The sequence below is a fragment of the Jiangella sp. DSM 45060 genome, assembly GCF_900105175.1.
In the GTDB taxonomy this organism is placed as follows: Bacteria; Actinomycetota; Actinomycetes; order Jiangellales; family Jiangellaceae; genus Jiangella.
The window spans coordinates 6,010,652-6,034,252 of the sequence record NZ_LT629771.1 but is presented as its reverse complement, the minus strand read 5'-3'; the positions used below and the strand labels follow the sequence as shown (position 1 = coordinate 6,034,252).

The 23,601-nt window shown below is 74.0% G+C and carries 28 protein-coding genes; 22 read left to right on the top strand and 6 right to left on the bottom strand.

The features are described from left to right. Positions 1–5: 5 nt before the first annotated feature. From purD to BLU82_RS27045, 5 genes are all read left to right on the top strand, one after another. Positions 6–1,244, top strand: coding sequence for a phosphoribosylamine--glycine ligase (purD, locus tag BLU82_RS27065; RefSeq protein ID WP_092624031.1), 1,239 nt, complete (start codon positions 6–8; stop codon positions 1,242–1,244). After that, entirely contained in the window at positions 1,241–2,101 is an 861-nt protein-coding gene (gene folP, locus BLU82_RS27060) for a dihydropteroate synthase (RefSeq protein ID WP_197682508.1), read from the top strand. The genes purD and folP overlap by 4 nt, the downstream gene beginning before the upstream one ends. 68 nt (positions 2,102–2,169) lie before the next feature. After that, positions 2,170–2,532: a dihydroneopterin aldolase gene (gene folB, locus BLU82_RS27055; protein ID WP_092624030.1), complete on the top strand. Its 363-nt coding sequence runs from the start codon at positions 2,170–2,172 to the stop codon at positions 2,530–2,532. After that, positions 2,529–3,095: a 2-amino-4-hydroxy-6-hydroxymethyldihydropteridine diphosphokinase gene (gene folK, locus BLU82_RS27050; protein ID WP_092624029.1), complete on the top strand. Its 567-nt coding sequence runs from the start codon at positions 2,529–2,531 to the stop codon at positions 3,093–3,095. The genes folB and folK overlap by 4 nt, the downstream gene beginning before the upstream one ends. 20 nt (positions 3,096–3,115) lie before the next feature. Next, positions 3,116–3,589, top strand: a complete 474-nt coding sequence (locus BLU82_RS27045; protein ID WP_157741286.1) for a DUF3180 domain-containing protein — start codon at positions 3,116–3,118, stop codon at positions 3,587–3,589. Here BLU82_RS27045 and BLU82_RS27040 read toward each other — a convergent pair. Then, complete coding sequence (locus tag BLU82_RS27040) at positions 3,586–4,077, bottom strand: GNAT family N-acetyltransferase (protein WP_092624028.1); 492 nt, start codon at positions 4,075–4,077, stop codon at positions 3,586–3,588. The two genes, BLU82_RS27045 and BLU82_RS27040, sit on opposite strands and share 4 nt — an antisense overlap. Positions 4,078–4,128: 51 nt before the next feature. Continuing rightward, a complete protein-coding gene (locus tag BLU82_RS27035) occupies positions 4,129–4,977 on the bottom strand; it encodes an alpha/beta fold hydrolase (RefSeq protein ID WP_092624027.1) in 849 nt (282 codons plus the stop codon). A 412-nt stretch (positions 4,978–5,389) separates the two neighbouring features. On the opposite strand from BLU82_RS27035, the gene BLU82_RS27030 reads away from it, so the two are divergent. Then, entirely contained in the window at positions 5,390–5,977 is a 588-nt protein-coding gene (locus BLU82_RS27030) for a hypothetical protein (protein ID WP_092624026.1), read from the top strand. A 13-nt stretch (positions 5,978–5,990) separates the two neighbouring features. Here BLU82_RS27030 and BLU82_RS27025 read toward each other — a convergent pair whose 3' ends face one another. Beyond that, positions 5,991–7,145, bottom strand: a complete 1,155-nt coding sequence (locus BLU82_RS27025) for an ABC transporter ATP-binding protein (RefSeq protein ID WP_092624025.1) — start codon at positions 7,143–7,145, stop codon at positions 5,991–5,993. A 24-nt stretch (positions 7,146–7,169) separates the two neighbouring features. On the opposite strand from BLU82_RS27025, the gene BLU82_RS27020 reads away from it, so the two are divergent. From BLU82_RS27020 to BLU82_RS26965, 12 genes are all read left to right on the top strand, one after another. After that, positions 7,170–7,874 (top strand): ABC transporter permease, encoded by a 705-nt coding sequence (locus BLU82_RS27020; RefSeq protein WP_092624024.1) that lies wholly within the window; start codon positions 7,170–7,172, stop codon positions 7,872–7,874. Next, complete coding sequence (locus BLU82_RS27015) at positions 7,871–8,608, top strand: ABC transporter permease (RefSeq protein WP_197682507.1); 738 nt, start codon at positions 7,871–7,873, stop codon at positions 8,606–8,608. The genes BLU82_RS27020 and BLU82_RS27015 overlap by 4 nt, the downstream gene beginning before the upstream one ends. A gap of 99 nt (positions 8,609–8,707) precedes the next feature. Continuing rightward, positions 8,708–9,685: an ABC transporter substrate-binding protein gene (locus BLU82_RS27010; protein WP_092626346.1), complete on the top strand. Its 978-nt coding sequence runs from the start codon at positions 8,708–8,710 to the stop codon at positions 9,683–9,685. 110 nt (positions 9,686–9,795) lie between these two features. Then, complete coding sequence (locus BLU82_RS27005) at positions 9,796–10,311, top strand: DUF1684 domain-containing protein (protein ID WP_197682506.1); 516 nt, start codon at positions 9,796–9,798, stop codon at positions 10,309–10,311. Between the two features lie 71 nt (positions 10,312–10,382). Further along, positions 10,383–11,003, top strand: coding sequence for a hypothetical protein (locus tag BLU82_RS27000; protein WP_092624022.1), 621 nt, complete (start codon positions 10,383–10,385; stop codon positions 11,001–11,003). A 36-nt stretch (positions 11,004–11,039) separates the two neighbouring features. Beyond that, on the top strand, positions 11,040–12,083 hold the full coding sequence (locus BLU82_RS26995) for a hypothetical protein (protein WP_092624021.1): 1,044 nt from the start codon (positions 11,040–11,042) through the stop codon (positions 12,081–12,083). Positions 12,084–12,125: 42 nt separating this feature from the next. Further along, complete coding sequence (locus tag BLU82_RS26990; RefSeq protein ID WP_197682505.1) at positions 12,126–12,620, top strand: PH domain-containing protein; 495 nt, start codon at positions 12,126–12,128, stop codon at positions 12,618–12,620. Next, a complete protein-coding gene (locus tag BLU82_RS26985) occupies positions 12,617–14,062 on the top strand; it encodes a PH domain-containing protein (RefSeq protein ID WP_092624020.1) in 1,446 nt (481 codons plus the stop codon). Before BLU82_RS26990 ends, BLU82_RS26985 begins: the two co-directional genes overlap by 4 nt. Before the next feature lie 4 nt (positions 14,063–14,066). Next, positions 14,067–14,489 (top strand): aspartate 1-decarboxylase, encoded by a 423-nt coding sequence (gene panD / locus BLU82_RS26980; RefSeq protein ID WP_092624019.1) that lies wholly within the window; start codon positions 14,067–14,069, stop codon positions 14,487–14,489. A gap of 296 nt (positions 14,490–14,785) precedes the next feature. After that, the gene (locus BLU82_RS26975; protein WP_197682504.1) at positions 14,786–16,465 is read left to right on the top strand and encodes a DUF885 domain-containing protein; all 1,680 of its coding nucleotides are present in this window, start codon (positions 14,786–14,788) and stop codon (positions 16,463–16,465) included. An 11-nt stretch (positions 16,466–16,476) separates the two neighbouring features. Beyond that, on the top strand, positions 16,477–16,842 hold the full coding sequence (locus BLU82_RS26970) for a hypothetical protein (protein ID WP_092624018.1): 366 nt from the start codon (positions 16,477–16,479) through the stop codon (positions 16,840–16,842). Then, positions 16,839–17,252 carry a hypothetical protein gene (locus BLU82_RS26965; protein ID WP_092624017.1) on the top strand — a complete coding sequence of 138 codons (414 nt, stop codon included), beginning with the start codon at positions 16,839–16,841 and terminating at the stop codon, positions 17,250–17,252. Before BLU82_RS26970 ends, BLU82_RS26965 begins: the two co-directional genes overlap by 4 nt. On the opposite strand, the gene BLU82_RS26960 is transcribed toward BLU82_RS26965, so the two are convergent. Further along, complete coding sequence (locus tag BLU82_RS26960) at positions 17,168–17,773, bottom strand: dihydrofolate reductase family protein (RefSeq protein WP_157741285.1); 606 nt, start codon at positions 17,771–17,773, stop codon at positions 17,168–17,170. The two genes, BLU82_RS26965 and BLU82_RS26960, sit on opposite strands and share 85 nt — an antisense overlap. A 100-nt stretch (positions 17,774–17,873) precedes the next feature. Here BLU82_RS26960 and BLU82_RS26955 point away from each other — a divergent pair, with 100 nt between their 5' ends. From BLU82_RS26955 to BLU82_RS26945, 3 genes are read left to right on the top strand one after another with little or no spacing between them, the layout of a single operon-like run. Continuing rightward, entirely contained in the window at positions 17,874–19,055 is a 1,182-nt protein-coding gene (locus BLU82_RS26955; RefSeq protein ID WP_157741284.1) for a sensor histidine kinase, read from the top strand. Continuing rightward, entirely contained in the window at positions 19,052–19,726 is a 675-nt protein-coding gene (locus BLU82_RS26950; RefSeq protein ID WP_197682503.1) for a response regulator transcription factor, read from the top strand. The genes BLU82_RS26955 and BLU82_RS26950 overlap by 4 nt, the downstream gene beginning before the upstream one ends. Positions 19,727–19,746: 20 nt before the next feature. Continuing rightward, the gene (locus tag BLU82_RS26945; protein ID WP_092624015.1) at positions 19,747–20,157 is read left to right on the top strand and encodes a VOC family protein; all 411 of its coding nucleotides are present in this window, start codon (positions 19,747–19,749) and stop codon (positions 20,155–20,157) included. Here BLU82_RS26945 and BLU82_RS26940 read toward each other — a convergent pair. Further along, complete coding sequence (locus BLU82_RS26940) at positions 20,154–21,380, bottom strand: MFS transporter (RefSeq protein WP_197682502.1); 1,227 nt, start codon at positions 21,378–21,380, stop codon at positions 20,154–20,156. The two genes, BLU82_RS26945 and BLU82_RS26940, sit on opposite strands and share 4 nt — an antisense overlap. A 124-nt stretch (positions 21,381–21,504) precedes the next feature. Between BLU82_RS26940 and BLU82_RS26935 the strand changes: the two genes are divergently transcribed. Beyond that, positions 21,505–22,560 carry a LacI family DNA-binding transcriptional regulator gene (locus BLU82_RS26935; protein ID WP_092624014.1) on the top strand — a complete coding sequence of 352 codons (1,056 nt, stop codon included), beginning with the start codon at positions 21,505–21,507 and terminating at the stop codon, positions 22,558–22,560. Here BLU82_RS26935 and add read toward each other — a convergent pair. Beyond that, positions 22,557–23,516, bottom strand: coding sequence for an adenosine deaminase (gene add / locus BLU82_RS26930; RefSeq protein WP_092626338.1), 960 nt, complete (start codon positions 23,514–23,516; stop codon positions 22,557–22,559). The two genes, BLU82_RS26935 and add, sit on opposite strands and share 4 nt — an antisense overlap. Positions 23,517–23,601 lie beyond the last annotated feature (85 nt).

The following is a 23,601-nucleotide window of genomic DNA, read 5'->3' as shown; positions in this document are numbered from 1 at the left end:
CGTCCGTGAAGGTACTCGTCATCGGTTCCGGCGCCCGCGAGCACGCCCTGGTGCGCTGCCTGCTGCGCGACCCCGAGGTGTCCGAGGTGCACGCCGCGCCGGGCAACGCGGGCATCGCCGCGGACATCGCCGTCCATTCCGTCGTCGCCGACCAGCCCGAGGCCGTGGCCGACCTCGCCGCCCGGCTCGACGCCGACCTCGTCGTGGTGGGACCCGAAGTGCCGCTGGTGGCGGGCGTCGCCGACGCCGTCAAGGCACGCGGCATCGCCTGCTTCGGGCCGTCCGGGCGGGCCGCCCGGCTGGAGGGGTCGAAGGCCTTCGCGAAGGACGTCATGGCCGCGGCCGAGGTGCCCACCGCCATGGCCGTGGTCTGCGAGACCCGCGCCGAGGCCGAGGCCGCGCTGGACCGCTTCGGTGCGCCGTACGTCGTCAAGGACGACGGCCTGGCCGCCGGCAAGGGCGTCGTCGTCACCGACGACCGCGCGGCCGCGCTCGCGCACGCCGAGGCCTGCGGCCGCGTCGTCATCGAGGAGTACCTCGACGGCCCCGAGGTGTCGCTGTTCTGCGTCACCGACGGCCGGGTCGCCGTGCCGCTCACCCCGGCCCAGGACTTCAAGCGCGCCTACGACGGCGACGAGGGCCCCAACACCGGCGGCATGGGCGCGTACACGCCGCTGCCGTGGGCGCCCGAGGGCCTGGTCGACGACGTCATGGAGCGGGTCGTCCGGCCGACCATCGAGGAGATGCAGCGCCGCGGCATCCCGTTCGCCGGCCTGCTGTACGTGGGGCTGGCGCTGACGTCGCGCGGCGTGCGCGTCGTCGAGTTCAACGCCCGGTTCGGCGACCCCGAGACGCAGGCCGTGCTGGCCCGGCTGCGGTCCGGGCTGGGCGGGCTGCTGCGGGCCGCGGCCACCGGCACCCTCGCCCAGCACCCGGAGCCGGTGTGGCGCGACGGCGCCGCGGTCACCGTCGTCGTCGCGGCGCACGGGTACCCGGCGTCCCCGCGCACCGGTGACCCCATCGGCGGGCTGGACGACGCGGCCGCCGTCAAGGGCGTCGAGGTGCTGCACGCCGGCACCCGGCTGGACGCCGGCGGCGCCGTCGTCTCCAGCGGTGGCCGGGTCCTGTCGGTCACGGCGGTCGGCGACGACATCGACGAGGCGCGCGCCCGCGCGTACGAGGCGGTCGGGCACATCAGGCTCGACGGCAGCCACCACCGCACCGACATCGCGTTGCGCCGATGAGCAGCGGCCGCCCGGAGCGCTACGTCGCGGGCCTGCCGCGGCCGGATCGCGCGCTGGTCATGGGCGTCGTGAACGTCACGCCCGACTCCTTCTCCGACGGCGGCTTCTGGTACGAACCCGGCGACGCGATCGAGCACGGGCTGCAGCTGATCGAGCAGGGCGCCGACATCGTCGACGTCGGCGGCGAGTCCACCCGGCCCGGCGCCGCGCGCCCGTCGCCGGACGAGGAGCGCCGCCGGGTGCTGCCGGTGATCCGCGAGCTGGCCGCCGCGGGCGCCGTCGTCTCCGTCGACACCATGCGCGCCGAGGTCGCCGCACCCGCGCTCGAGGCCGGTGCGCGGCTGGTCAACGACGTGTCCGGCGGGCTGGCCGACCCTGACATGCTGCGCGTCGTCGCCGAGGCGGACGTGCCGGTCGTCCTCATGCACTGGCGCGGGCACTCCGACCACATGCAGGAGCGCATCGCCTACGACGACGTCGTCGCCGACGTGCTCGCCGAGCTGCGGCCGCGGGTCGACGCCGCCCTCGCCGCCGGGGTGAGGCCGGAGCACATCGCCGTCGACCCCGGGCTCGGCTTCGCCAAGACGTGGGACCACAACTGGACGCTGCTGGCCCGGCTGGCCGAGCTGCACGCGCTGGAGCTGCCGCTGCTCGTCGCCGCGTCGCGCAAGACCTTCCTGGGCGAACTGCTGGCCGATCCGCAGACCGGGGAACGGCGCCCGCCGGTCGGCCGCGACGCCGCCACCGACGCGTTGTCGACGACGATCGCGCTGGCCGGAGCCTGGTGCGTCCGCGTCCACACCGTCCCCGCGACGCTCGACGCGGTGCACGTCGCGGCCCGGCTCGCGCAAGGGTGAGCGACCGTGGCCAATCCCACCCTCGTCCGAGTGCACGATGAGCGGGTGCGGGCCGCTAGGGTCGTGGGGTGCCTGACCGTATCGAGTTGCGCGGCCTCACCGCGCGTGGACGCCACGGCTGGTTCGCCCATGAACGGGAGAACGGCCAGCTGTTCCGCGTCGACGTCGCCCTGAGCGTCGACACCCGTGCGGCGGCCCAGAGCGACGACCTGACCGACACCGTGGACTATGGCAGTCTTGCTGAACGGGTGGTCGGCCTCGTCTCGGGGGAGCCGGTCCGGCTGGTCGAGACCCTCGCCCAGCGCATCGCGGACCTCTGCCTGGACGATCCCAGGGTGGAGGCGGCGGAAGTGACCGTGCACAAGCCGGAGGCGCCGGTGGCGGTGCCGTTCGACGACGTGACCGTGACGATTCGAAGGGCCCGAACGTGACCAATGTCCCCAACCCCAACGTGGTCGACGCCGACACGCTGACGGGTGATCTGCGTCCGCTGCGGCGTACGGCGTTCGCGCTGGGCAGCAACCTCGGCGACCGCCTCGAGTTCCTGCAGGCGGCCGTCGACACCCTCACCGACTCCTCCGAGATCGTGCCCGTCGCGGTCTCGCCGGTGTACGAGTCCGAACCGGTCGACACCCCCAGCGGCTCGCCGAACTTCTTCAACGCCGTCCTCGTCGTCGACACCACGCTGTCGCCGCGCTCGCTGATGGAACGGGCCCAGTCCACCGAGACCGCCTACGGCCGCACCCGCGACGTCCCGAACGGCCCGCGCACGCTCGACATCGACGTGCTCGCCGTCGGCGACGTCACCTCCGACGACGACGACCTGCACGTGCCGCACCCGCGGCTCGCCGAGCGGGCGTTCGTGCTCATCCCGTGGGCCGACGTCGACCCCGACTTCTCGGTGCCCGGCCTCGGCCGCGTCGTGGAGCTGAGCTCGGCCGTCGACGCCACCGGCGTGCGCCGGCTGGACGAGGCGCTCGAGATCCCGGCCTGACCCCCGGGTCGCGGCACACTGTGCAACGGACGAAGATCGGCTCGCTGATCTGGGTCGCCGCGGTGGCGGTCCCGGCCGGTTGGTCGATCGGCCGCATCGTCGACGCCGCGTCGGGCGCGCTCCCGCCGATCCCGTGGGTGCTGCCGCTGCTGCTGCTGTTCCTGGCCGTCGGCATGTTCGCCGGCGCCCGGGCGGTGCGCGGCTGGATCACCGAGCGGCGCTTCGACCAGCGCATCGACGCACTCCGGGTCGCCCGCTCCGTCGCCCTCGCCAAGGCGTCGGCCTACTTCGGCGCCCTGCTCACCGGCGTCTACACGGGCCTCGGCCTGCTGGCGCTGGGCCTGCTCGACTCCCCGATGGGCCGCAACCGCGCCGTCCTCTCCGCCGTCGTCGTCGCGGCCGCGGTCGTGCTGACGGTGGCCGCCGTCCGGCTGGAACGCGCCGGCGAGGTCCCGCCACCGTCCGACGAGGAGAACGGCGCCCACCCGGCCTAAGCGAGCACGAGCTCGAACCAGCTGCCCGGCTGGCCGCCGATGTCGGCCGGGTCGGCCGGGCCGGTCAGGACGAAACCGGCCTTCGTCAGCACCTTCCGCGACGCGACGTTCGTCTCGGCGACGGCCGCCCGCAGCGTGCGCACCCCGTGCCGCGACGCCGCCAGGCGCGACAGCTCACGGACGGTCGCGGTCGCCACGCCACGGCCCGCGACGTGCTGCGCGACCCGGTAGCCGAGGATCGCGGTGCCGTCATCGATGTCGACCAGATTGAACCGCCCGAGCACCGAGCCGTCTGCGGCGACGAGCACGTAGAAGGCGCAGATGCCGGCCTCCTGCTCGGCCAGCAGGGCGTCGAACCGCTCGGTGAAGTGCTCGAAGTAGGCGTCGCCGCGGTCGGAGATGAAGGCGGCGAAGTAGGCGCGGTTGGCCAGCTCGAAGGCCAGGACCGCCGGGGCGTGGTCGGCACGCAGCCGTTGCAGCTCGGGCACCGCCCGACCGTAACCGGACGGTCCGGCCGGGGTCACCCGGGTTTCCGGTCCCTACGTGGCCAGGAAGCGCGTCAGCAACGCCGTCACCTCGGCCGGGCGCTCCACCGGCGGCAGGTGGCCGGTGTCGTCGAGGTCGACCCGCCGTGCACCCGGGATCCCGTCCGCGAGCAGGCCGGACACCTCCTGGATGTACGGCAGGTCGGCGCGGCCGTTCACCACCAGCGCCGGCTGGACGACGCCGGCCAGCCGCGGCTTCGCCGGCGGGTCGGCCGGTAGCTCGGTGTGCGCCGGGCCGGTCCACTCGCGCTCGAACACCAGGCGGCACATGCGCACCATGTGCTCCCACGCGTCCGGGTCCAGGTCGGACGGCTCCCGCCCCGGCCCGACGGCGGTCAGCCGCAGCTGTGCCTCGGCCATCGCCGCGACGTCCGCCGGGTCGACGTGGTCCGCCGTGTGCTCGCGGTAGCGCGCCAGCCGGTCGGCCGGCACCGCGGCGAGGATCCGCTCGCGGGCCAGCGCGCCCATCTCGGCCGGCCACTCGTGCCCGGACAGCCCGGACGCGATCAGCGCCAGGGCCGTCACCCGCTCCGGCGCCGCCAACGCGACGTCGACGGAGTACGCGCCGCCCATGGAGCAGCCGACCAGCGCCGCCCGCTCGATGTCCAGTGCGTCCAGCAGCGCCAGCAGGTCGGCGTGGTGGGCGAACTCCCCGGCGGCGGGGCCGGACTCACCGTGCCCGCGCCAGTCGTAGCGCACCACCCGGTGCCGCTCCGCGAGCGCGGCGACCTGGTGGTCCCACATCCGCCGGTCGGCGATGCCGGCGTGCACGAGCACCACCGCGGGCCCACTTCCGGCGTCGTCATAGGCGAGGTCGGCGCCGTTGGCGCGTACGGTCGGCATGCCCGCACCGTAGCCAGGCGTCACGAGATGACGAGAACGGCGGCGCCACCCGGCCTGAAATCCAGGTGACGCCGCGCGCCCGCGTCCTGGATCATCGAGGCATGACCGCCCCACGTGTGCTGCCGCCCGGAAGCGCGACGAGCGGGCTCGCGCTGAGCCGCACCCGTGTCCCGCACGAGCCGCCCGTGCCGTGGCGGGCTCCGGCCGCGTGCCTGCGCCGGCCGCGTGCGTTGGGCGCGGCGCGGAGGGCCGTCGCTCACGCCACCGACGCCCGGCGAGTCCGGGGCCGAGCGGCCCGGCAGTGAGACCGCGTCGGCGGCCGCGGCGCGGGTGAAACGCGGGACGGAAGTTCCCGGTGTGGCGCGGCGTGTGAAGTCCGATTCGCGCCGTACAAGAAGGTACGGTGACGCCCATGGCCTCCGTCCGTCACCGCCGCCGTCTCACCGCTGTCCGTCTGCTCGCCGTCGCCGCACCCGCGGCGGCCATCGCGCTGACGGTCGCCGCCATGGTCCTGGACGGGCCGTGGCCGCGCATCGCGGCGGCCGCGGGCGCCGTCGGCGCGGCGGTGCTGGGCGCATTCGTGCTCCGGCTGGAGCGCAGGCTGCGGGTCGAGGTGGCCACGGTCCGCGCCGAGCAGGCGGCGGAGTACTCCCAGGCGCACGCCCGCTACTCCGAGGAGCACCGCGAGTTCACCGACCACATGGTCGGCCTGCTCGACGTCGCGTCCGAGCGCATCGACGTCATGCGGTCGAAGCTCGACCTGCTGGAGGCCGAGATCGCGGCCGCCCGCAGCGCCCGTCCCGGCGCGTCCACCCCGAGCGTCGAGCTGGCCCGGCTGGCCGAGGGCGCGGAGTGGAACGACCTGTGGCCCGACCTCTCCGAGGCGCCGACGGTGGTCGACCTCATCAAGTGGGAGGACAAGAACACCGACCTGCTGCCCGAGGCCGACCGCAAGAAGAAGTCCGCCCCGGTGCAGCAGCGCCAGGAACGCAGCGCCTGAGCCGAACGAGCCGTCAGGCGTTCTGCACCGTCTCCAGCACCACCTCGGCCCGGGCGACGTCCTTCGCCTCGGCCTCGACGGAGCGCCGTAGCGCCGCGTGCAGCGTCGCCGGCGTCAGCACGCCCACGTAGCGGTCGCCGTCGTCCAGGACGGCGATCCAGCCGGCGTTCCACTGCAGCATCTCGGCGAACGCCACCTTGAGGGAATCGTCCAGCTCGACCCACGCCTCCATGCGCCGCGCGTGGTCGCGGACCTTCCCGGCGCCGGTCAGCATGTCGTGGCCCACCCAGCCGGCCAGTCCGCCGTCGCCGTCGAGGACGACGGCCCAGCGCTCGTCGCCGAGGGCGGCGCCGGCCGTGGCGAGGTCGTCGTCGGCCTTGACGACCGGCGGGTGCTCGAGGTCGGCCGGCGTGATGGCGGTGACGGAGAGCCGCTTGAGGCCGCGGTCGGCGCCCACGAAGTCGGCGACGAAGTCGGTGGCCGGCGCGCCGAGGATGGCCGCCGGGGTGTCGAACTGCTCCAGCCGGCCCCCCTGCTTGAACACCGCGATGCGGTCGCCCAGCCGGACCGCCTCCTCGATGTCGTGCGTGACGAACAGGATGGTCTTGCGGACGTCGTCCTGCAGCCGCAGGAACTCGTCCTGCAGCTGCGACCGCACCACCGGGTCGACGGCGCTGAACGGCTCGTCCATGAGCAGGACGGGAGGGTCGACGGCGAGCGCGCGGGCCACGCCGACCCGCTGCCGCTGCCCGCCGGAGAGCTCGTGCGGGTACCGCTTGCCGTGCACCGCGGGGTCGAGGCCGACCAGCTCCATCAGCTCGCGGGCCCGCTCGTGGCGACGCTTGCGAGGCCAGCCGACCAGCTCGGGGACGACGGCGATGTTCTCCTCGATGGTGCGGTGCGGGAACAGCCCGACGTTCTGGATGACATAGCCGATGCCGCGGCGCAGCGCCACCGGGTCGGCGTCGGTGACGTCCACACCGTCGACCACGATGCGCCCGCCGGTCGGCTCGACCAGCCGGTTCACCATCTTCATCGTGGTGGTCTTGCCACAGCCGGACGGCCCGACCAGCACGACCAGTTCGCCGCGGCCCACCTCGAGGGTGAGCTCCTGCACCGCGACGGTGCCGTCGGGGTACGTCTTGGAGACGCGGTCGAGACGAATCATCGGTTCTTCGGTAGCGTCAACGGAATGGCGCTCTCCGGGCCCGTTCATACCGCAACCCTGACCGACAACTGCCTCGTGCGCAACGACTGGGTGTGTGGCGAGTACGTCCGTACTCGCTGGGACGAGATCATGGAGGCGCTCGGCCAGCACGTCACCATCACGGTGGTGTCCGTCGTCATCGGCTTCGCCCTCGCGCTCGTGCTGGCGGTCGTCGCCCGCCGGGTCGGGTGGCTGCGCGGCGCGATCCTGGGCACGTCGACGGCCCTGTACACCATCCCGTCGCTGGCGATGTTCTCGCTGCTGGTGCCGCTCACCAAGCTCACCGCGACGACGGTGGTGATCGGGCTGGTGCTGTACTCGCTGACGATCCTGGTCCGCGGCATCCTCACCGGCCTGGACGCGGTTCCGGGCGACGTCCGCGAGGCGGCGGTCGGCATGGGCTACGACGGCTTCCGGCTGCTCCGCAAGGTGGAGCTGCCGATGGCCGTGCCGGCGGTGTTCGCCGCGCTCCGGGTCGCGACGGTGTCCACCATCGCGCTCACGACCATCGGGATGATCGTCGGCCACGGCGGCCTCGGCAACCTGATCGCCCGCGGCCAGCGCAGCAACTTCCACGCCGAGGTGCTGACGGCTTCGGTGCTCTGCGTGGTCCTGGCGCTGGTGGCCGACCTGCTGCTACTGGCGCTGCAACGATGGCTCACGCCGTGGCGACGGGGGGTGCACGCGTGAACGGGCTGGTGGACGGCGTCAACTGGCTGCTCGACGGCGACAACTGGTCCGGTCCGACGGGCGTCGGCACCCGGTTGACCGAGCACCTGTGGATCACGCTGCTGTCGATGGCGATCGCCTGCGCCGTCGCGCTGCCGATCGCGCTCTGGCTGGGGCACATCGGACGAGGCGGCGCGCTCGCCGTCAACATCAGCAACGTCGGCCGGGCGGTGCCGACGTTCGCGATCCTGGCGATCCTGTACATGACCCCGCTCGGGCTGTCGATCTGGACGACGGTCATCGCGCTGGTGCTCTTCGCGATCCCGCCGATCCTCACCAACGCCTACGTCGGCATGCGCGAGGTCGACCGCGACGCCGTCGAGGCGGCTCGCGGCATGGGGATGAACGGCCTCCAGCTGCTGCGCCGCGTCGAGCTGCCGCTGGCGGTGCCGCTCATCATGGGCGGCATCCGGCTGGCGACGGTGCAGGTGGTGGCGACGGCGACGCTGGCCGCCGTCATCTCCGGGCCGGGTCTGGGCCGCATCATCACCAGTGGCTTCAACCGGCAGGACGTGCCCGAGCTGATCGGCGGCGCGATCATGGTCGGCCTGCTGGCGCTGGCGATCGAGGGTGTGATGGCGCTGCTGCAGCGGGCCGCCGACCCGATGCGCCGGGCCACGCGGCAAGGACGGTCGAAACGCGATCGTGACCGGGGAATGCCGCTCGTCACGGACGAGGTTGTCAGTGGCGCGTAGTTGACTGATTCCACGCGGGCGCTATGAGGGTGCTCGCCGGACACGCGTGCGGGGCCTGGCGCCCGGCACGGGACACAGAAGGTGACACCGGTGAAGAACATGACCATGCGGAGACGAGCGGCCGTGCTGGCCACCGCGGCCGGCCTGGCGCTGTCGCTGGCGGCGTGCGGCGGCGACGACGACGACCCGTTCGAGGAGGGTGACGGCGACTCCACCGCCACCGACGGCGGCGGTGGCGGTGACCTCACCGTCGGCGGCGCCAACTTCACCGAGATGGTGATCATGCAGGAGATGTACGCGGCGCTGCTCGAGGACGCCGGGTACAACGTCGACATCCAGTCGGTGGCCAACCGCGAGATCTACGAGCCGGCGCTCGAGAGCGGCGAGATCGACGTCGTGCCGGAGTACCTGGCCACGTTCGCCGAGTTCCTCAACGGCGCCGTCAACGGCCCCGACGCGCCGTCGAGCGCGCCCATCGCCACGTCCGACGCCACCGAGACGGTCGACGCGGCCCGGCCGCTGGCCGAGGAGCGCGGGCTGACCATCCTCGACCCGGCCGAGGCGGCCAGCCAGAACGCGTTCGCCGTCTCCCAGGAGTTCGCCGACGAGAACGGCCTCACCACGCTCTCCGACCTCGGCGCGCTGGGCCAGCCCATCACGCTGGCCGCGGTCGAGGAGTGCCCCGACCGGCCGTTCTGCGAGCCGGGCCTCGAGTCGGTGTACGGGCTCGACATCGTCGACCCGCCGCTGGCCACCGGGTTCAGCACCAGCGAGACGAAGACGGCGGTGCAGCGCGGCGACGCGCAGCTGGGCCTGGTCGGCACCACCGACGGCACGCTCGACCAGTTCGGTCTGGTGGTGCTCGAGGACGACCAGGCGCTGCAGGCGGCCGACAACCTGGTGCCGGTGGTCAACACCGAGTCCGCCGGCGACCCCGGCATCGCCGACGCGCTCAACCAGCTGGCCGAGGTGCTCACGACCGACGACCTCGCCATGCTGAACGCGCAGGTCGACGCCGAGCGGCAGCAGGCTCCCGACGTCGCGCGGGCCTACCTCGAGGACAAGGGGCTGCTCTGAGCTCCATCAGCGCGCTCGACGTCCTCGACTGGCGGCGGCGGGTCCACGCGCTCTACGCCGCCGTCCGGGACGAGAGCGAGGCAGATCCGGCCGGCGCCCACGAGCAGTGGGTGGCCGGCCGGGACGAACTGGTGCGGACGCATCCCGCGTCGCCGGTCCCGCCCGAGCGGCGGGCCGGCTTCGCGGGGCTGCGGCACGCGCCGTACGACGCCGCGCTGCGGTTCGTGCTGCCGGTCGACCCCGACGTCGAGCCGCGACGGCTCGAGGTGCCCACGGCCACCGACGGCGTCGTGCCGTTCGTGCTGGCCGGACGGCTACACCTGCCGCTCGGCGACCTCGACGTGTGGTGGCTCGACTCCTACGGCGGCGGGGTGTTCGTTCCGGTCAAGGACGCGTCGGCCGGCCGGGCCACGTACGGCGGCGGACGCTACCTGCTCGACACCGTCAAGGGCGCCGACCTCGGCGGCTCGGTGCACGACGCGCTCGTCGTCGACCTCAACTTCGCCTACAACCCGTCCTGCGCCTACGACCCCGCGTGGACGTGCCCGCTGGCGCCGCCCGGCAACACCCTCGACGTCGACGTCGCGGCGGGTGAGTTCGTGCCGCCCACGGGGTCCGGGGAATGACCGGCTGACACACGGTACGCTCACCTCCGACAGATTGTCGCAATGGATCTTTTCTGCGCGAGGTGGGCGGAATGCGGATGCGTGGGATCGCCGCCGCGGTGGCGGTGTCGGCCGTGCTGTTGACGGGTTGCGAGGCGCCCGGCGAGCCGCCGCTGGGCCTGCTCGACATCGACGACGCCGAGTCCGGCACGGTCACCGGCGAGCCGACCACCGACGCGTCCGACCCGCCGACGGCTGACCCGTCCGGCCCCGCCGACGGCGACTGGGCGCTCGAGGTCGGCGGCGCCCCGCCGGAGGCGCCGGCCGACCTCGCGGTGTTCGAGGCGTACCTCGCCTTCTGGCGCGCCGACCTCACCGCGGTGAGCCTGCCCGACCCCGCCCACCAGCCGCTCCTCGACCTCTCCGCCGACCCGCAGCGCCAACGCGTCGTCGACGTCGCGTCGCGGTTGCTGGCCGACGGTCACCGCACCATCGGCACGCTGCGCCTCGCGCCGCTCGTGGTCTCGGTCAGCGGCCCGACGGCGGCCATCCAGGACTGCCTCGACGGCCGCGACACCTACGACGTCGACGCCGATGGCGCCGAGGTCGCCGACAGCCGCGGAGACCTCCTGCCCGTGCTGGTGCAGCTGGCCGCCGACGGCGACGCCTGGGTCGTCGCCGACGTGCAGGAATCCGACCATGACTGCGGTTGACCGCACGGCCGAGTGACACCCCCACGGGAGACGACGATGCGACGCGCACGAACGGCCCTGCTCACCGGCGTGACGACCGGCTTCCTCGCCCTGCTCGGCACAGCGCCGGCCCTCGCCGGAGTGGGCGACGACCAGGTCGGCGGCGACGCCGACGAGGGCGGGCTCACCGCCGTCGCCGTCTCGCTCACCGGCAACGGCCTCGACGGCAGCGACGGCTCCGGTGGCGACGGCGGCGGGGTGTCCGTCAGCGTGCAGGTGCCGTCGCCGTGCTACTGGGAGGTCATGGAGTTCGCCACCGGCGAGTGGGCGTACCAGAACTGGGCACTGGAGTACGACAGCCTCGACGACCCCGTCGGGCCCGGCAACGAGCAGACCTTCGTCTACCCGCCGCTGGAGGAGATCGAGGCGCACCGCGACGAGCCCGGTCACTGGGCGTTCGGCACGTTGCTCAACGTCGACGGCGACTTCGACGTGGCCGGCGAGTGCTTCGACCAGCTGGTCGCGGCCAACGGCGGCGCGCACACCCTCTGGGTGCCCGAGGGCAGCACGCCGCCGCAGCCGCCCACGCCGCCGGTTCCGCCGGAGCTGCTGGCCGAGGTGGCGTTCGAGCACCTCGCCATCCCGGCGCCCGACACCATGCGCAACCCGGCGGCCACCTCCTACGTCAACCTCGCGACCTGGTTCTGGGTGGCGCCCGGCGACGGCCCGCGCGACGGCTTCGTCCGGCTCGAGGTCACGGCAACGGCGGGCGACGACTCCGCCACCGTCGTCGCCGACCCCGACCGCCTCACGGTCCGTTCGTCGGCGGGCCCGTCGGCGGGCTGCACGGCCGAGCAGGCCCGCACGTCGTACGCGGCCGGCACGCCCCAGTCGGCCGGCTGCAGCCTGCTGCACACTCGCTCGTCGGCGCGGGTGCCGGGGCTCGCCTACACCGTCACGGCCACCGGTGCCTACGTCGCGTCGTGGTCCGGCCAGCAGGGCGGCACCCCGGTGGACGGCGGTGCCTTGGGCGCCGTGGTCTCGCCGCCGACGTCGCTGGACCTGCCGGTCGCCGAGGTCCAGACGGTCGTCACCCGCTGAGCCGCGCCGCCGCGCGATGAGCAGCGGGGTAGCCTCGACGCCGTGGACCAGGAGGAGCTCTTCGCGCCGCCCGGCGAGGCCTGGCAACAGGTGTCGCGCAAGCTCGTCGACCTGCGCCGGCTGGTGCTGCTGATCACGGTGACGCTGGTCGCCGGCGCCGCTGGCGTCGTGCTGGGGCTGATCTTCGGGGCGGCCGGGGTGCTCCCGGTCGTCGCCGCGGCGCTGATCGCGCTGGTGTGGGGGCTGTGGCTGATCCCGCGCAACTGGCGCGCCTGGGGTTACGCCGAGCGGCTGGACGACCTGCTGGTCACCCACGGCGTCATGTACCGCCGGCTGACGGTGGTGCCGTACGGCCGCATGCAGTTCGTCGACGTCGCGTCGGGCCCGCTGGAGCGGCGCTACGGCCTGGCCACCGTCCAGCTGCACACCGCCTCGCCGGCCACCGACGCGAAGATCCCCGGCCTGCCGGCCGCCGAGGCCGCGCGGCTGCGCGACCGGCTGTCGGCGCTCGGTGAGGCCCAGGCGGCCGGTCTGTGACCACCACGCCGGGGAGCGAGGCCGACGGCAGCAAGGCCGCCCGGGTCGACCCGACGCCCGAGCACTTCCGCCGCCTCCACCCGCTGACCCCGTTGCTGCGCGGCTGGGGCTTCCTCGCCCTGGCCATCGGCATCGGCGGTCAGGACGCGCTGCGCTCCGGCGAGATGGGCCGGTTCGGCCTGACCGTCCTGGCGTTCGCCGTCGTCGGGATGATCGTCGGGCTGCTGTCCTGGTGGTTCACCCGGTACGGCTTCGACGGCGACGCGTTGCGCATCGACTCCGGCATGCTGAACCGCCGCTCCCGGCGGGTCCGGCTGGACCGCCTGCAGGCCGTCGACATCAACCGCCCGCTGGCCGGCCGGCTGCTCGGCGTCTCCGAGCTGCGGCTGGAGGTGGCCGGCGGCGGCAAGGCCGAGGCGCCGCTGCAGTACCTCGCCGTCGACGACGCGGTGCGGCTGCGGGCCGAGCTGCTGGCCCGGGCCGCCGGGATCGACGCCGACACGCCGGAGGCGCCGGAGCGGGTCGTGCACCAGGTGCCGCTGGACCGGCTGGTGTGGTCGACGGTGCTGTCCGGCGCGTTCGTCACCGGCGTGGTGTTCATCCTCGGCATCGGCGTCGCGTTCCTGTTCTTCCGCGACAGCCAGGTCACCGTCGGCGTGCTGTCGTCGATGCTGCCGGGCGTCATCGCCATCGGCGCCGCGCTGTGGGGGCAGCTGGGCCGCAACTTCGCGTTCGTCCTGGCCGAGTCGCCCGACGGCTACCGCATCCGCAAGGGCCTGCTCGACACCCAGCACCAGACCGTGCCGCCCGGCCGGGTGCAGGGAGTAGCCATGCGCCAGCCGTTGTTGTGGAGAGGGAAGGGCTGGGTGCGGCTGGACGTCGACGTCGCGGGCTACAGCGGCGAGTCGTCCGACGACAGCCAGCGCACGTCCACGCTGCTGCCGGTGGCGACGTACGAGGAGGCGGCCGAGGTGTTGCGGCACGTTCTGCCGGGGTCCGACCCGCTGTCGGTGCCGCTGACGCACGCCCCGCGGCCGGCTCGCTGGCTGCGTCCGTTCGGCTGGAAGCGGCTGGCGTACGGCGTCGACGGTCAGGTGGTCGTGGTGCGCGAGGGCGTGCTGTACCGCAACCTCACCGCCGTCCCGCACGCGAAGACGCAGAGCGTGCGCATCGTGCAGGGGCCGCTGCAGCGCCGGCTCGGGCTGGCGTCGGTGCACGTCGACACCACCCCCGGTCCGGTCGACGCCGTCATCGCGCACCGGCGGCCGGCCGAGGCCCGCGTCATCGCCGAGGAGCAGGCCGAACGGGCCCGGCTGGCACGCAAGACCGATGTTCCAGAACAATGGATGGCGAGGTACCGGCAGCAGTCGGCACCCCGACCCGACGGCCACGCCGACGGTGACGGCCCACCGGCCGCATCGAGCGAGCGAGACCAGGAGTGAACCCGTGTTCCGCACCATGATGAAGGGCAAGATCCACCGCGCCACCGTCACGCAGGCCGACCTGCACTACGTGGGATCGGTCACCGTCGACGAAGACCTCCTCGACGCCGCCGACCTCCTCCCCGGCGAGCAGGTCGACATCGTCGACATCACCAACGGCGCGCGCCTCACCACGTACGTCATCCCCGGCCGGCGCGGCTCCGGCGTCATCGGCATCAACGGCGCCGCCGCCCGTCTCGTGCAGCCCGGCGACCTCGTCATCCTGATCAGCTACGGGCTGGTCGACGACGCCGAGGCGCGCGGGTTCCAGCCGCGGGTGGTGCACGTCGACGCCGCCAACCGCATCGTCGCGACCGGCGCCGACCCCGCCGAACCGGTGCCCGGCGCGGCCGCCCAGGTGCGCGGCGACACCGTCGCGACCGGCTGACCCCTGACGCACGCTGCGGCGGGGCGCGAGGCATTGTCGTGGCCCGGTGCCTCACGACGATGCGGGCCGGTGTCCTGAGCCGGTGTCCCGGAGACCCTGACGTACACGGCGGTCGGGACCGGGGCATTGTCGTGGCCCGGTGCCCCACGATGATGTGAGCCGGTGTCCCGGAGACCCTGACGCACACTGCGGTCGGGACCGAGGCATTGTCGTGGCCCGGTGCCTCACGACGATGCGAGCCGGTGTCCCGGAGACCCTGACGCACACGGTGGCAGGCTCCGAGGCATGATGGGCCGGTGCCTCACGACGACGCCGACACACCCCGGAACATCGCGGACCGCTACGTCGAGACCATCGCCGACCTGAACCCGCTGGTCGGGACCGCGCTGGGCATCAGGCCCGGTGTCGACGCCATGCCTGACTACTCGCCCGACGGCCGCGAGGTGGTGGCCGACGCGGCGCGCGGCACGCTGGCCGAGCTGGACGCCGCCGAGCGGGCCGCCGGCGACGGCGGGCTGCCGGTCGAGGAGCGCCGCGCGGCCCGGCTGCTGCGCGAGCGGCTGACGGCGTCGCTGGCGCTGCACGACGCCGGTGAGGGGCTGCGCGAGCTGAGCAACCTGTTCTCGCCGGTGCAGTCGATGCGTTCGGTGTTCCTGATGATGCCGACCGCCACCGACGACGACTGGGCGGTCATCGGCCGGCGGCTGCGCAACATCCCGGCGGCCGTCGCCAGTTTCCAGGCGTCGCTGGACGAGGGCGCCCGCCGCGGCCTGTACGCCGCGCCGCGTCAGGTCGACACCGTCCTCGAACAGCTCGACACCTGGCTCGAGGCCGACTGGTACACCTCGTTCGTCGCGAACGGCCCCGACGCCCAGCGCGACGAGCTGACCGCAGCGGCCGCCGTCGCCGGCGGTGGCCTGGCCGAGCTGCGCGACCACCTCGCCGGCTACCGCGCGGGCGCCGAGGGCACGCCCGACGCGGTCGGCCGCGAGCGCTACACCGCCGCCGCGCGCTACTGGACCGGCTCCGACCTCGACCTCGAGGACGCCTACGCCTACGGCTGGTCCGAGTTCCACCGCATCGCCGACGAGATGAAGCAGGCCGCCGACGCCGTCCTGCCTGGCCACACGCCGCTCGCCGTCATGCGCCACCTCGACGAGCACGGCGAGGCGATCGAGGGCGTCGAGGAGGTCCGGGTCTGGCTGCAGGGCCTGATGGATCGCGCGATGGCCGACCTCGACGGAATCCACGTCGACCTCGCCGAACCGATCAAGCACGTCGAGGCGATGATCGCGCCGCCCGGCAGCGCGGCCGCGCCGTACTACACCCGCCCGTCGCTCGACTTCAGCCGGCCCGGCCGCACCTGGCTGCCGACGCTGGGCGAGACCCGGTTCCCGGTGTGGGGCCTGGTCAGCACCTGGTACCACGAGGGCGTCCCGGGTCACCACCTGCAACTGGCGCAGTGGGTGCACGTCGCCGGCCGGCTGTCGCGCTACCAGGTGAGCCTCGGCTCGGTGAGCGCGATGTCCGAGGGCTGGGCGCTCTACGCCGAGCGGCTGATGGACGAACTGGGCTACCTCACCGACCCGCCGGTCCGGCTCGGCTACCTCGACGCGCAGATCATGCGGGCGATCCGGGTGATCATCGACATCGGCATGCACCTGCGGCTGCGCATCCCGAACGGCGAGACGTTCCACCCGGGCGAGGTGTGGACGCCGGAGCTGGCCCGCGAGTTCTTCGGCGCGTTCAACGGCCGCGACACCGCGTTCCTCGACTCCGAGATCGTCCGCTACCTGGGTGCGCCGGGGCAGGCCATCGGCTACAAGCTCGGTGAGCGGGCGTGGCTGGCCGGCCGCGACGCGGCGCGGTCGGCGCGGGGCGCGGACTTCGACCTCAAGGCGTGGCACATGGCCGCGCTCTCGATGGGCTCGCTGGGGTTGGACGACCTCACCGACGAGCTGGCCCGGCTCCCGTGACGGGCTGACCCATGGTTGCCGTCGTCGACTGGGCCGTCATCGTCGCCTCGCTGGCCTACGCCGCGTGGGCACTGGTGGCGGTCGTGCGCAACCAGCCGCCGCGCGAGCCGTACGTCATCGGCGCCGGTGTGGTCGAGCTGCTGCTCCTCGTGCAGGCGGCGGTGGCGATCGTGCTGATGGTCACCGACGGCGCGCCGGACGAGACCGCGACGTTCGTCGGGTACCTGCTGATGACCCTCATCATCGTGCCGCTCGGGCTGTTCTGGGCGCTCGCCGAGAAGTCCCGCTGGGGCACGTCGGTGCTGGTCGTGGCCGCTCTGGTGGTGCCGGTGCTGGTCGTGCGCATGCAGCAGCTCTGGGACGCGGGGGCCGGGTGAGCGCGACGTCGCGGCGCTCCAGCGGTCCCGGCCGGCTGCTGATCGCCGTCTACGCGGTGTTCGCGCTCGCGGCGTCGGCCCGGGCCGGCGTGCAGATCGCGACGAACTTCGACGAGGCGCCGCTCGCGTACCTGCTGTCGGCCTTCGCCGCCCTCGTGTACATCGTCGCGACCGTGGCGCTGGCCCGCCCCGGCGCGACGGCCCGCCGGGTCGCGCTGACCGCCGTCACCGTCGAGCTGATCGGGGTGCTGACGGTGGGCGCCATCACCGCGTTCGACCCGGGCGACTTCCCCGACGACACCGTGTGGTCGGTGTTCGGGCGCGGCTACGGGTTCGTGCCGCTGGTGCTGCCGGTGCTCGGCCTGCTCTGGCTGCGCCGCACCCGTGACACCGAGGACGCCGGCCGGTAGCGCAGCCGCGCGGCGAGCCCGGGGCCGTCGCCGTCCCGGGCCAGGCGGACGAGCTCGCCGCCGGGCGCGTCGTAGAGCCTGATGCCGTCGCCGAGCAGGACGGGCGCCACATGGACGTCGATCTCGTCGACCAGTCCCAGGCGGAGCAGCTGCCGGCCGATCGTCGGGGAGAACACCTGCAGGTTCCGGCCGCGCGCCGCCTCCAGACCGATCCGCACCGCTTCCGCCGCGGAGCAGCTCAGCACCGTGGCGCCGTCGGCTGTGTGGACGTCCTCGGGGTGATGCGTGAGGACGAAGATCGGCCCACTCCATGCGCCGCCGTAGGGCAGTAGGTTTCCTCCGGTGCTGTCGTAGCCGTCGCGTCCGGCCAGGATCGCGCCGGTGCTCTCGATGAGCTCCCGATGCACGCCGTCGCGGACCGTGGTCCCGTCCATGAAGCCCATGCTGTGGCCGGGGCCGGCGACGAAGCCGTCCAGCGACATCATGAACGCGAGCTGGACCTTTCCAGTGCTGGTCTGCATGGCAAGCAGTCTCGGCGACGCGGTCCCGACTCGGCAGTGTTTCGGGCTCGGGCGAAACGTCCGGCGGCGGGCAAGGCCGCGGCGAGCTAGCCTGCTCACCGTGAGGCGCAGGGACCGGCTGTACGCGTGGGTGCGCCGGCACCCCGTGGTGCCGGACGCCGTCATCGCGCTGGGCGTGTTCGTCACGATGGTGGTGTTCACGGCGGCCGCGTTCGACCCCGCCTGGGCGCACTTCGTCCTAGGGACGGTCATGTGCGCGGCGCTGGTGTTCCGGCGGGTGCGGCCGGTCGAGTCGTTCGGCGTGCTGGTGGCCGCCGGGCTGGTGCAGTGGGCCACCGGGCTGCAGCTGACCCCGTACGACGTCGCGCTGCTGCTCGGCCTGTACGCCGTCAGCGCCTACGGCCCGCGGTGGGCCAGCCGGGCCGGGCTCGCGGCCGGGTTCCTCGGCGTCGTGCTGGGCACCGTGCGCTACGTCCCGTCGATCGAGGAGAGCGCGGAGGCGTTCGTGGCCAGCGCCATCGGGCTGTCCGCGACGGTCATCGGGGCCTGGGCGATGGGCGACGTGCGGCGCACGCGGCAGGCGTACGTCGCCGAGCTGGTCGAGCGGGCGCACCAGGCCGAGCGCGAACGCGACCAGCGGGCCCAGCTCGCGGCCGCCGAAGAGCGCTCGCGCATCGCCCGCGAGATGCACGACGTCGTCGCGCACAACCTGTCCGTCATCGTCGTGCAGGCCGACGGCGGCCGCTACGCCGGCGACCACGACCCGCAGGCCGCCCTCGACGCGCTGAAGACGATCGGCGAGACCGGTCGTGGCGCCCTGGCCGAGATGCGCCGGCTGCTCGGCGTGCTCCGTACGGCTGACGGCGACGACGACGGCTCGGTCCGCCCGCAGCCGGGGCTGGGCACGCTGCCCGAGCTGGTCACGTCGGTGCGCCAGGCCGGGTTGCCGGTCGAGCTCGACGTCACCGGCCCGCCGCGGCCGCTGCCGCCGGGGCCGTCGCTCGCGGTGTACCGGGTCATCCAGGAGGCGCTGACCAACGCCCTCAAGCACGCCGGACCGGCGGCCCGTGCGAAGGTGGCGCTGGTGTTCGCGCCCGACCGGCTGACCGCTCAGGTCAGCGACGACGGCCGGGGCGCGGGCGCGCCGAGCGACGGGCTCGGCCAGGGACTGGTGGGCATGCGGGAGCGGATGACGATGTACGGCGGCACGGTGACGGCGGGACCGTCGTCAAGTGGTGGCTGGCGGGTCGACCTCGACCTGCCCTACGGCGAGGGGAAGTGAGCGTGCAGCCGGTCAGGGTCTTCCTGGTCGACGACCAGCAGCTGGTCCGGGCCGGGTTCCGGATGGTCATCGACTCCCAGCCCGACCTCGAGGTGGTCGGCGAGGCCGGCGACGGCGACGCCGCGCTGCACACGCTCGCCGTCACCGCGGCCGACGTCGTGCTGATGGACGTGCGCATGCCCGTCCTCGACGGCGTCGAGGCCACCCGGCGGCTGCGCACGCGCGACGACGCGCCGAAGGTCATCGTCCTGACGACGTTCGACCTCGACGAGTACGCGTTCGCCGCGATCAAGGCCGGCGCCAGCGGGTTCCTGCTCAAGGACGCGCCGCCGCCGACGCTGCTCGACGCCGTCCGCACGGTGCACTCCGGCGACGCCGTCGTCGCGCCGAGCACCACGAAGCGGCTGCTGGAACGGTTCGCCGGGCACCTGCCCGAGGACGCCACCCCGCCCGACGCCGTCTGGGCCGAGCTGACCCAGCGCGAGCACGAGATCGTCCGCGAAGTGGTCCGCGGCCGGTCCAACGCCGAGATCGCGGCGGCCCTGTTCGTCACCGAGGCGACGGTGAAGACGCACATCGGCCGGGTGCTGGCCAAGGTCGGCCTGCGCGACCGCGTGCAGCTGGTGGTGCTGGCCTACGAGACCGGGCTGGTGCGGCCGGGCACCTCGTAGCGTCGGCTACCCTGCCGCGCATGCGCATGCTGCACCTCGGCCTCCGGGTCACCGACCTCGACCGTTCGCTCGCGTTCTACACCGCGCTCGGCTACGTCGTGCGCGGCCGTGTCCCCGAGACGCCGTTCGGCAGCCTGACCATGCTGCAGTTGCCGGGCGACCCGTTCGTCAGCCTTGAGCTGGTGCACGACCCCGCGCGGCCGGTCACCGACACCGGCGCCGTCAACCACCTCGTCGTCCAGACCGACGACCTGGCGACGACGGTCGCCGAGCTCGCCGCGAAGGGCGTCACCGCCGAGCCGCCGGCCGATCACGGCGAGGGCATGGCGACGTCCTGGCTGACCGACCCCGACGGCTACCGCATCGAGCTGGTGCAGTGGCCGGCCGGGCACCCGGAGGGCATGACCGCCGCCGACTTCGCCGAGAGCTAGTCGCCGACCTCGACCCGGGCCGGGCGTTGTTCACGGGCCGCGGGGGAGACCAGCCCGAGGACGGTCGCGGCGACGGCGACCGCCAGCAGCGCGTTCAGCACGCCCTCGTGGTCGCCGAGCCAGCCGAGGATGGGCGGGCCGGCGAGGAACGCGGTGTAGCCGACCGACGCGATGACGCTGACCCGCGCGGCCGCCCGCCGCGGGTCGTCGGCCCCCGCGCTCATGCCGAGCGGGAAGCCCAGCGCGGCGCCGAAGCCCCAGACGATGCTGCCGACCAGCGCGACCCAGAGCGAGCCGCCGAACACGACGAGCAGCACGCCGCCGGCGGCCAGCACGGCGCTGACGCGCAGCACCGGCAACCGGCCGAACCGGTCGACCAGCTGGGTGCCGGCCATGCGGCCGACCGTCATGGCGGACAGGAAGATCGCGAAGCCGATGGCGCCGACGGTGTTGCTGACCTCGTAGCCGTCGACGAGGCCGAGCGCCAGCCAGTCGTTGGCGATGCCCTCGACCAGCGCGGCGCACATCACCATGAGGCCGATGAGCAGCGTGCGCGGCTCGCGCCAGGCGGTGAGGACGGAGATCTTCTCGACCGGCGTGCCGTCCTCGGCCTCGACCTCGGCGGCGTGCGGCAGGAAGCTGCGGGTGGCGATGATGGTGACGATCATCGCGACGATGCTGACGGTGGCCAGGTGCGCCACGACGGGGACGCCGACGGCCGCGAGGCCGGCGCTGAGGCCGGCTCCCGTCACCGTGCCGAGACTGAACGCGGCGTGGAACCGCGGCATGATGGTCCGCCCGAGCAGCCGCTCGACCGCGGCGCCCTCGACGTTCATCGCGACGTCCCACGACCCCGAGCCGTAGCCGAACAGCACCAGCCCAGCCGCCACGACGGCGACGACACCCGCGGTGTCGGCCCCGATGCCGGCCAGCGTGAGACCGAGCGCCACCAGCACCGAGCCGCCGGCCACCGTGCGGGCCGCGCCGATCTTGCTGACGACGAACCCCGACGTGGGCAGGGCGATGAGCGAGCCCACGGCCAGCGCCAGCAGCACGCGGCCGATCTCGCCCGGTGTCAGGCCGAGGAGGTCGCGCACCTCGGGGATGCGCGCCATCCAGCTCGCGAGGGCCAGCCCGTTGAGGGCGAACACCGTGGCGACGGCGTTGCGGGCACGGACGGCCCTGGCCAGGTCGGGCGACGGGGCCGGAGCAGACTGGTTCACGGAGCATCCCCAGGGGTCAGGAACATCAGGATTTCGTGGTCGAATCGATTCGATCGAATCGATTCGATATTCTCCTATGGAGAAGGATCTGATGCAAGCGTGAATTCCGCGGAGGGGAGCTGACGTGGGCGAGCACCGGGCGACCCTGGCGGCGGTGGCCGCGCGGGCCGGCGTGTCCCCGTCCACCGCGTCGCTGGCGTTCAGCGGCTCCGGTCCGGTGGCCCCGTCCACCCGCGAACGGGTGCTGGCCGCGGCCCGCGACCTGGGCTACGCCGGGCCCGACCCGCTGGCCCAGTCGCTGCGCCGCGGGCGGTCCGGCATCGTCGGCGCGGTGGTCGGCGAGCGGCTGCTGTACGCGTTCCGCGACCCGGTCGCCGTCGCGCTGCTCGACGGCATCGCCGAGGCGCTCAGCCCGTCCGGCACCGGCCTGCTGCTGCTCTCCGGCGACGCCCAGCACGGCAGCCCGACGCCGGAGCAGGTGTCGCGCATGCCGGTCGACGCCGTGGTGTTCGCCACCTGCGGCCGCGACGACGACCCGCTGCTGGACCTCTTCATCGGCCGCGGGGTGCCGGTGGTCGCCATCGACGGGCCGGACCGCCCCGAGGTCACGCTGCTGCGCATCGACGACTACGGCGGCGCGCTCGACCTGGCGAAGCACGTCGCCGAGCTGGGGCACCAGCGGGTCGCGGTCGCCGCGCTGCCGCTGCGTCTCGACGGCCGCAGCGGCCTGGTCGACGACGCCCGCCGCGCCGTCGTCGGGTTCGCCGACTGCCGGGCCCGGCTCACCGCCACCGAGGACGTCTTCGGGCGGGTGCCGGTCGTCGAGGCGCCCAGCAACGTCGTCGAGGAGGGCGAGCGGGCCGGCCGGCTGCTGCTCTCGGCGCCGCAACGGCCGACGGCGATCGTCGCGCAGAGCGACCTGCTCGCCGTCGGTGTCATCCGCGCGGCCGAGGCGCTGGGGCTGCGGGTGCCCGACGACCTCACCGTGGTCGGCTACGACGGCATCGACACGCCCTGGCTGGGCGAGCGCGTGTTGACGACGGTGGTGCAGCCGATGGTCGAGAAGGGCCAGCTGACCGGCCGCATGGTCACCGAGCTGCTGGCCGGGCGGCGGCCGGCCGACGTGCACCTGCCGGTGCACCTGCGGGTCGGCAGCACGTCCGCGCCGCCGCCCGTCTAATCCGCGAGCCAGGCGTCCACGCCGGCCAGCAGCGTCTCTCGCAGTGACGCGGGCGCCGCCGACGAGGTGATCGAGGCGCGGGCCAGCGCGGCCAGCTCGGCGTCGGCCAGGCCGAGCACGTCGCGGCACAGCGCGTACTGGCCGGCCAGCCCGACGGCGAACAGCAGCGGGTCGTCGCTGCCGACCGTCACCGCGACGCCGGCCGCGAGCAGCGTCCGCACCGGGAGCTCGTCCAGCGCGTGCACCCCGAACGGCGGGTACGACGACGGGCACAGCTCCAGCGCCACCCCGCGCTCGGCCAGCAGCGCCAGGACGGCGGGATCGGCGACGGCGGACGTGCCGTGCCCGATCCGGGTGGCGCCGAGCACCTCGACACAGGCTCGCACGTGCGACGGCCCGGTGAAGAAGCCGCCGTGCGGGGTGCGCAACAGCCCGGCGTCGGCGGCGACGCTGAACGCCGGGGCGAAGTCCTCGACCCGGCCCAGCCGCTCGTCGTTGGACAGCCCGAAGCCGACGACGCCGTCACCGGCGTAGCGGGCGGCCAGCCGGGCCAGCGTCGCCGCGTGCTCGCCGGAGCGGGCCCAGCTGGACGCCACGACGACGCCCATCGGCAGCGGCGCCGCCGCGGCCGCCGTCAGGACCGCCTCGACCGCCGCCTCCAGCCCGCCCAGCGCCGGCGCGTACGACGTCGGGTCGACCTGCAGCTCGGACCAGCCGCAGCCGCCGGCGGCGTCGTCCTCGGCCGCCTCGCGGACCACGCGCGCGACGTCGTCAGGCGTGCGGATGGCGGCCCGGGCGGCGTCGTAACGACCCTGGAAGACGGCCCACTCGTACGGTCCGCCGGTCAGCGCGGCCAGCGGCGGCACCGCGATGCCGTGCCGGGTGGCCAGCTCGTCCAGCGTGGCCGGGCGCATCGCCCCGGTGAGGTGCAGGTGCGACTGGACCTTCGGCAGCATCTCGACGGGACGGATCGGCACGGGAACCGACCCTACGACCTTCGTCGTACGCCGGGTCCACCCGCAGGTCCGACGATTCGCGGCG

Coding starts and splice junctions, on each gene's coding strand:
- BLU82_RS26970 (WP_092624018.1), top strand. CDS start 16,477: ATGGTTGCCGTCGTCGACTGGGCCGTCATCGTCGCCTCGCTGGCCTAC.
- BLU82_RS27020 (WP_092624024.1), top strand. CDS start 7,170: ATGGCGCTCTCCGGGCCCGTTCATACCGCAACCCTGACCGACAACTGC.
- BLU82_RS26960 (WP_157741285.1), bottom strand. CDS start 17,773: ATGCAGACCAGCACTGGAAAGGTCCAGCTCGCGTTCATGATGTCGCTG.
- folP (WP_197682508.1), top strand. CDS start 1,241: ATGAGCAGCGGCCGCCCGGAGCGCTACGTCGCGGGCCTGCCGCGGCCG.
- BLU82_RS27000 (WP_092624022.1), top strand. CDS start 10,383: ATGCGGATGCGTGGGATCGCCGCCGCGGTGGCGGTGTCGGCCGTGCTG.
- BLU82_RS27035 (WP_092624027.1), bottom strand. CDS start 4,977: ATGCCGACCGTACGCGCCAACGGCGCCGACCTCGCCTATGACGACGCC.
- BLU82_RS26945 (WP_092624015.1), top strand. CDS start 19,747: ATGCGCATGCTGCACCTCGGCCTCCGGGTCACCGACCTCGACCGTTCG.
- BLU82_RS27010 (WP_092626346.1), top strand. CDS start 8,708: ATGACCATGCGGAGACGAGCGGCCGTGCTGGCCACCGCGGCCGGCCTG.
- BLU82_RS26995 (WP_092624021.1), top strand. CDS start 11,040: ATGCGACGCGCACGAACGGCCCTGCTCACCGGCGTGACGACCGGCTTC.
- add (WP_092626338.1), bottom strand. CDS start 23,516: ATGCTGCCGAAGGTCCAGTCGCACCTGCACCTCACCGGGGCGATGCGC.
- BLU82_RS27030 (WP_092624026.1), top strand. CDS start 5,390: ATGGCCTCCGTCCGTCACCGCCGCCGTCTCACCGCTGTCCGTCTGCTC.
- BLU82_RS27025 (WP_092624025.1), bottom strand. CDS start 7,145: ATGATTCGTCTCGACCGCGTCTCCAAGACGTACCCCGACGGCACCGTC.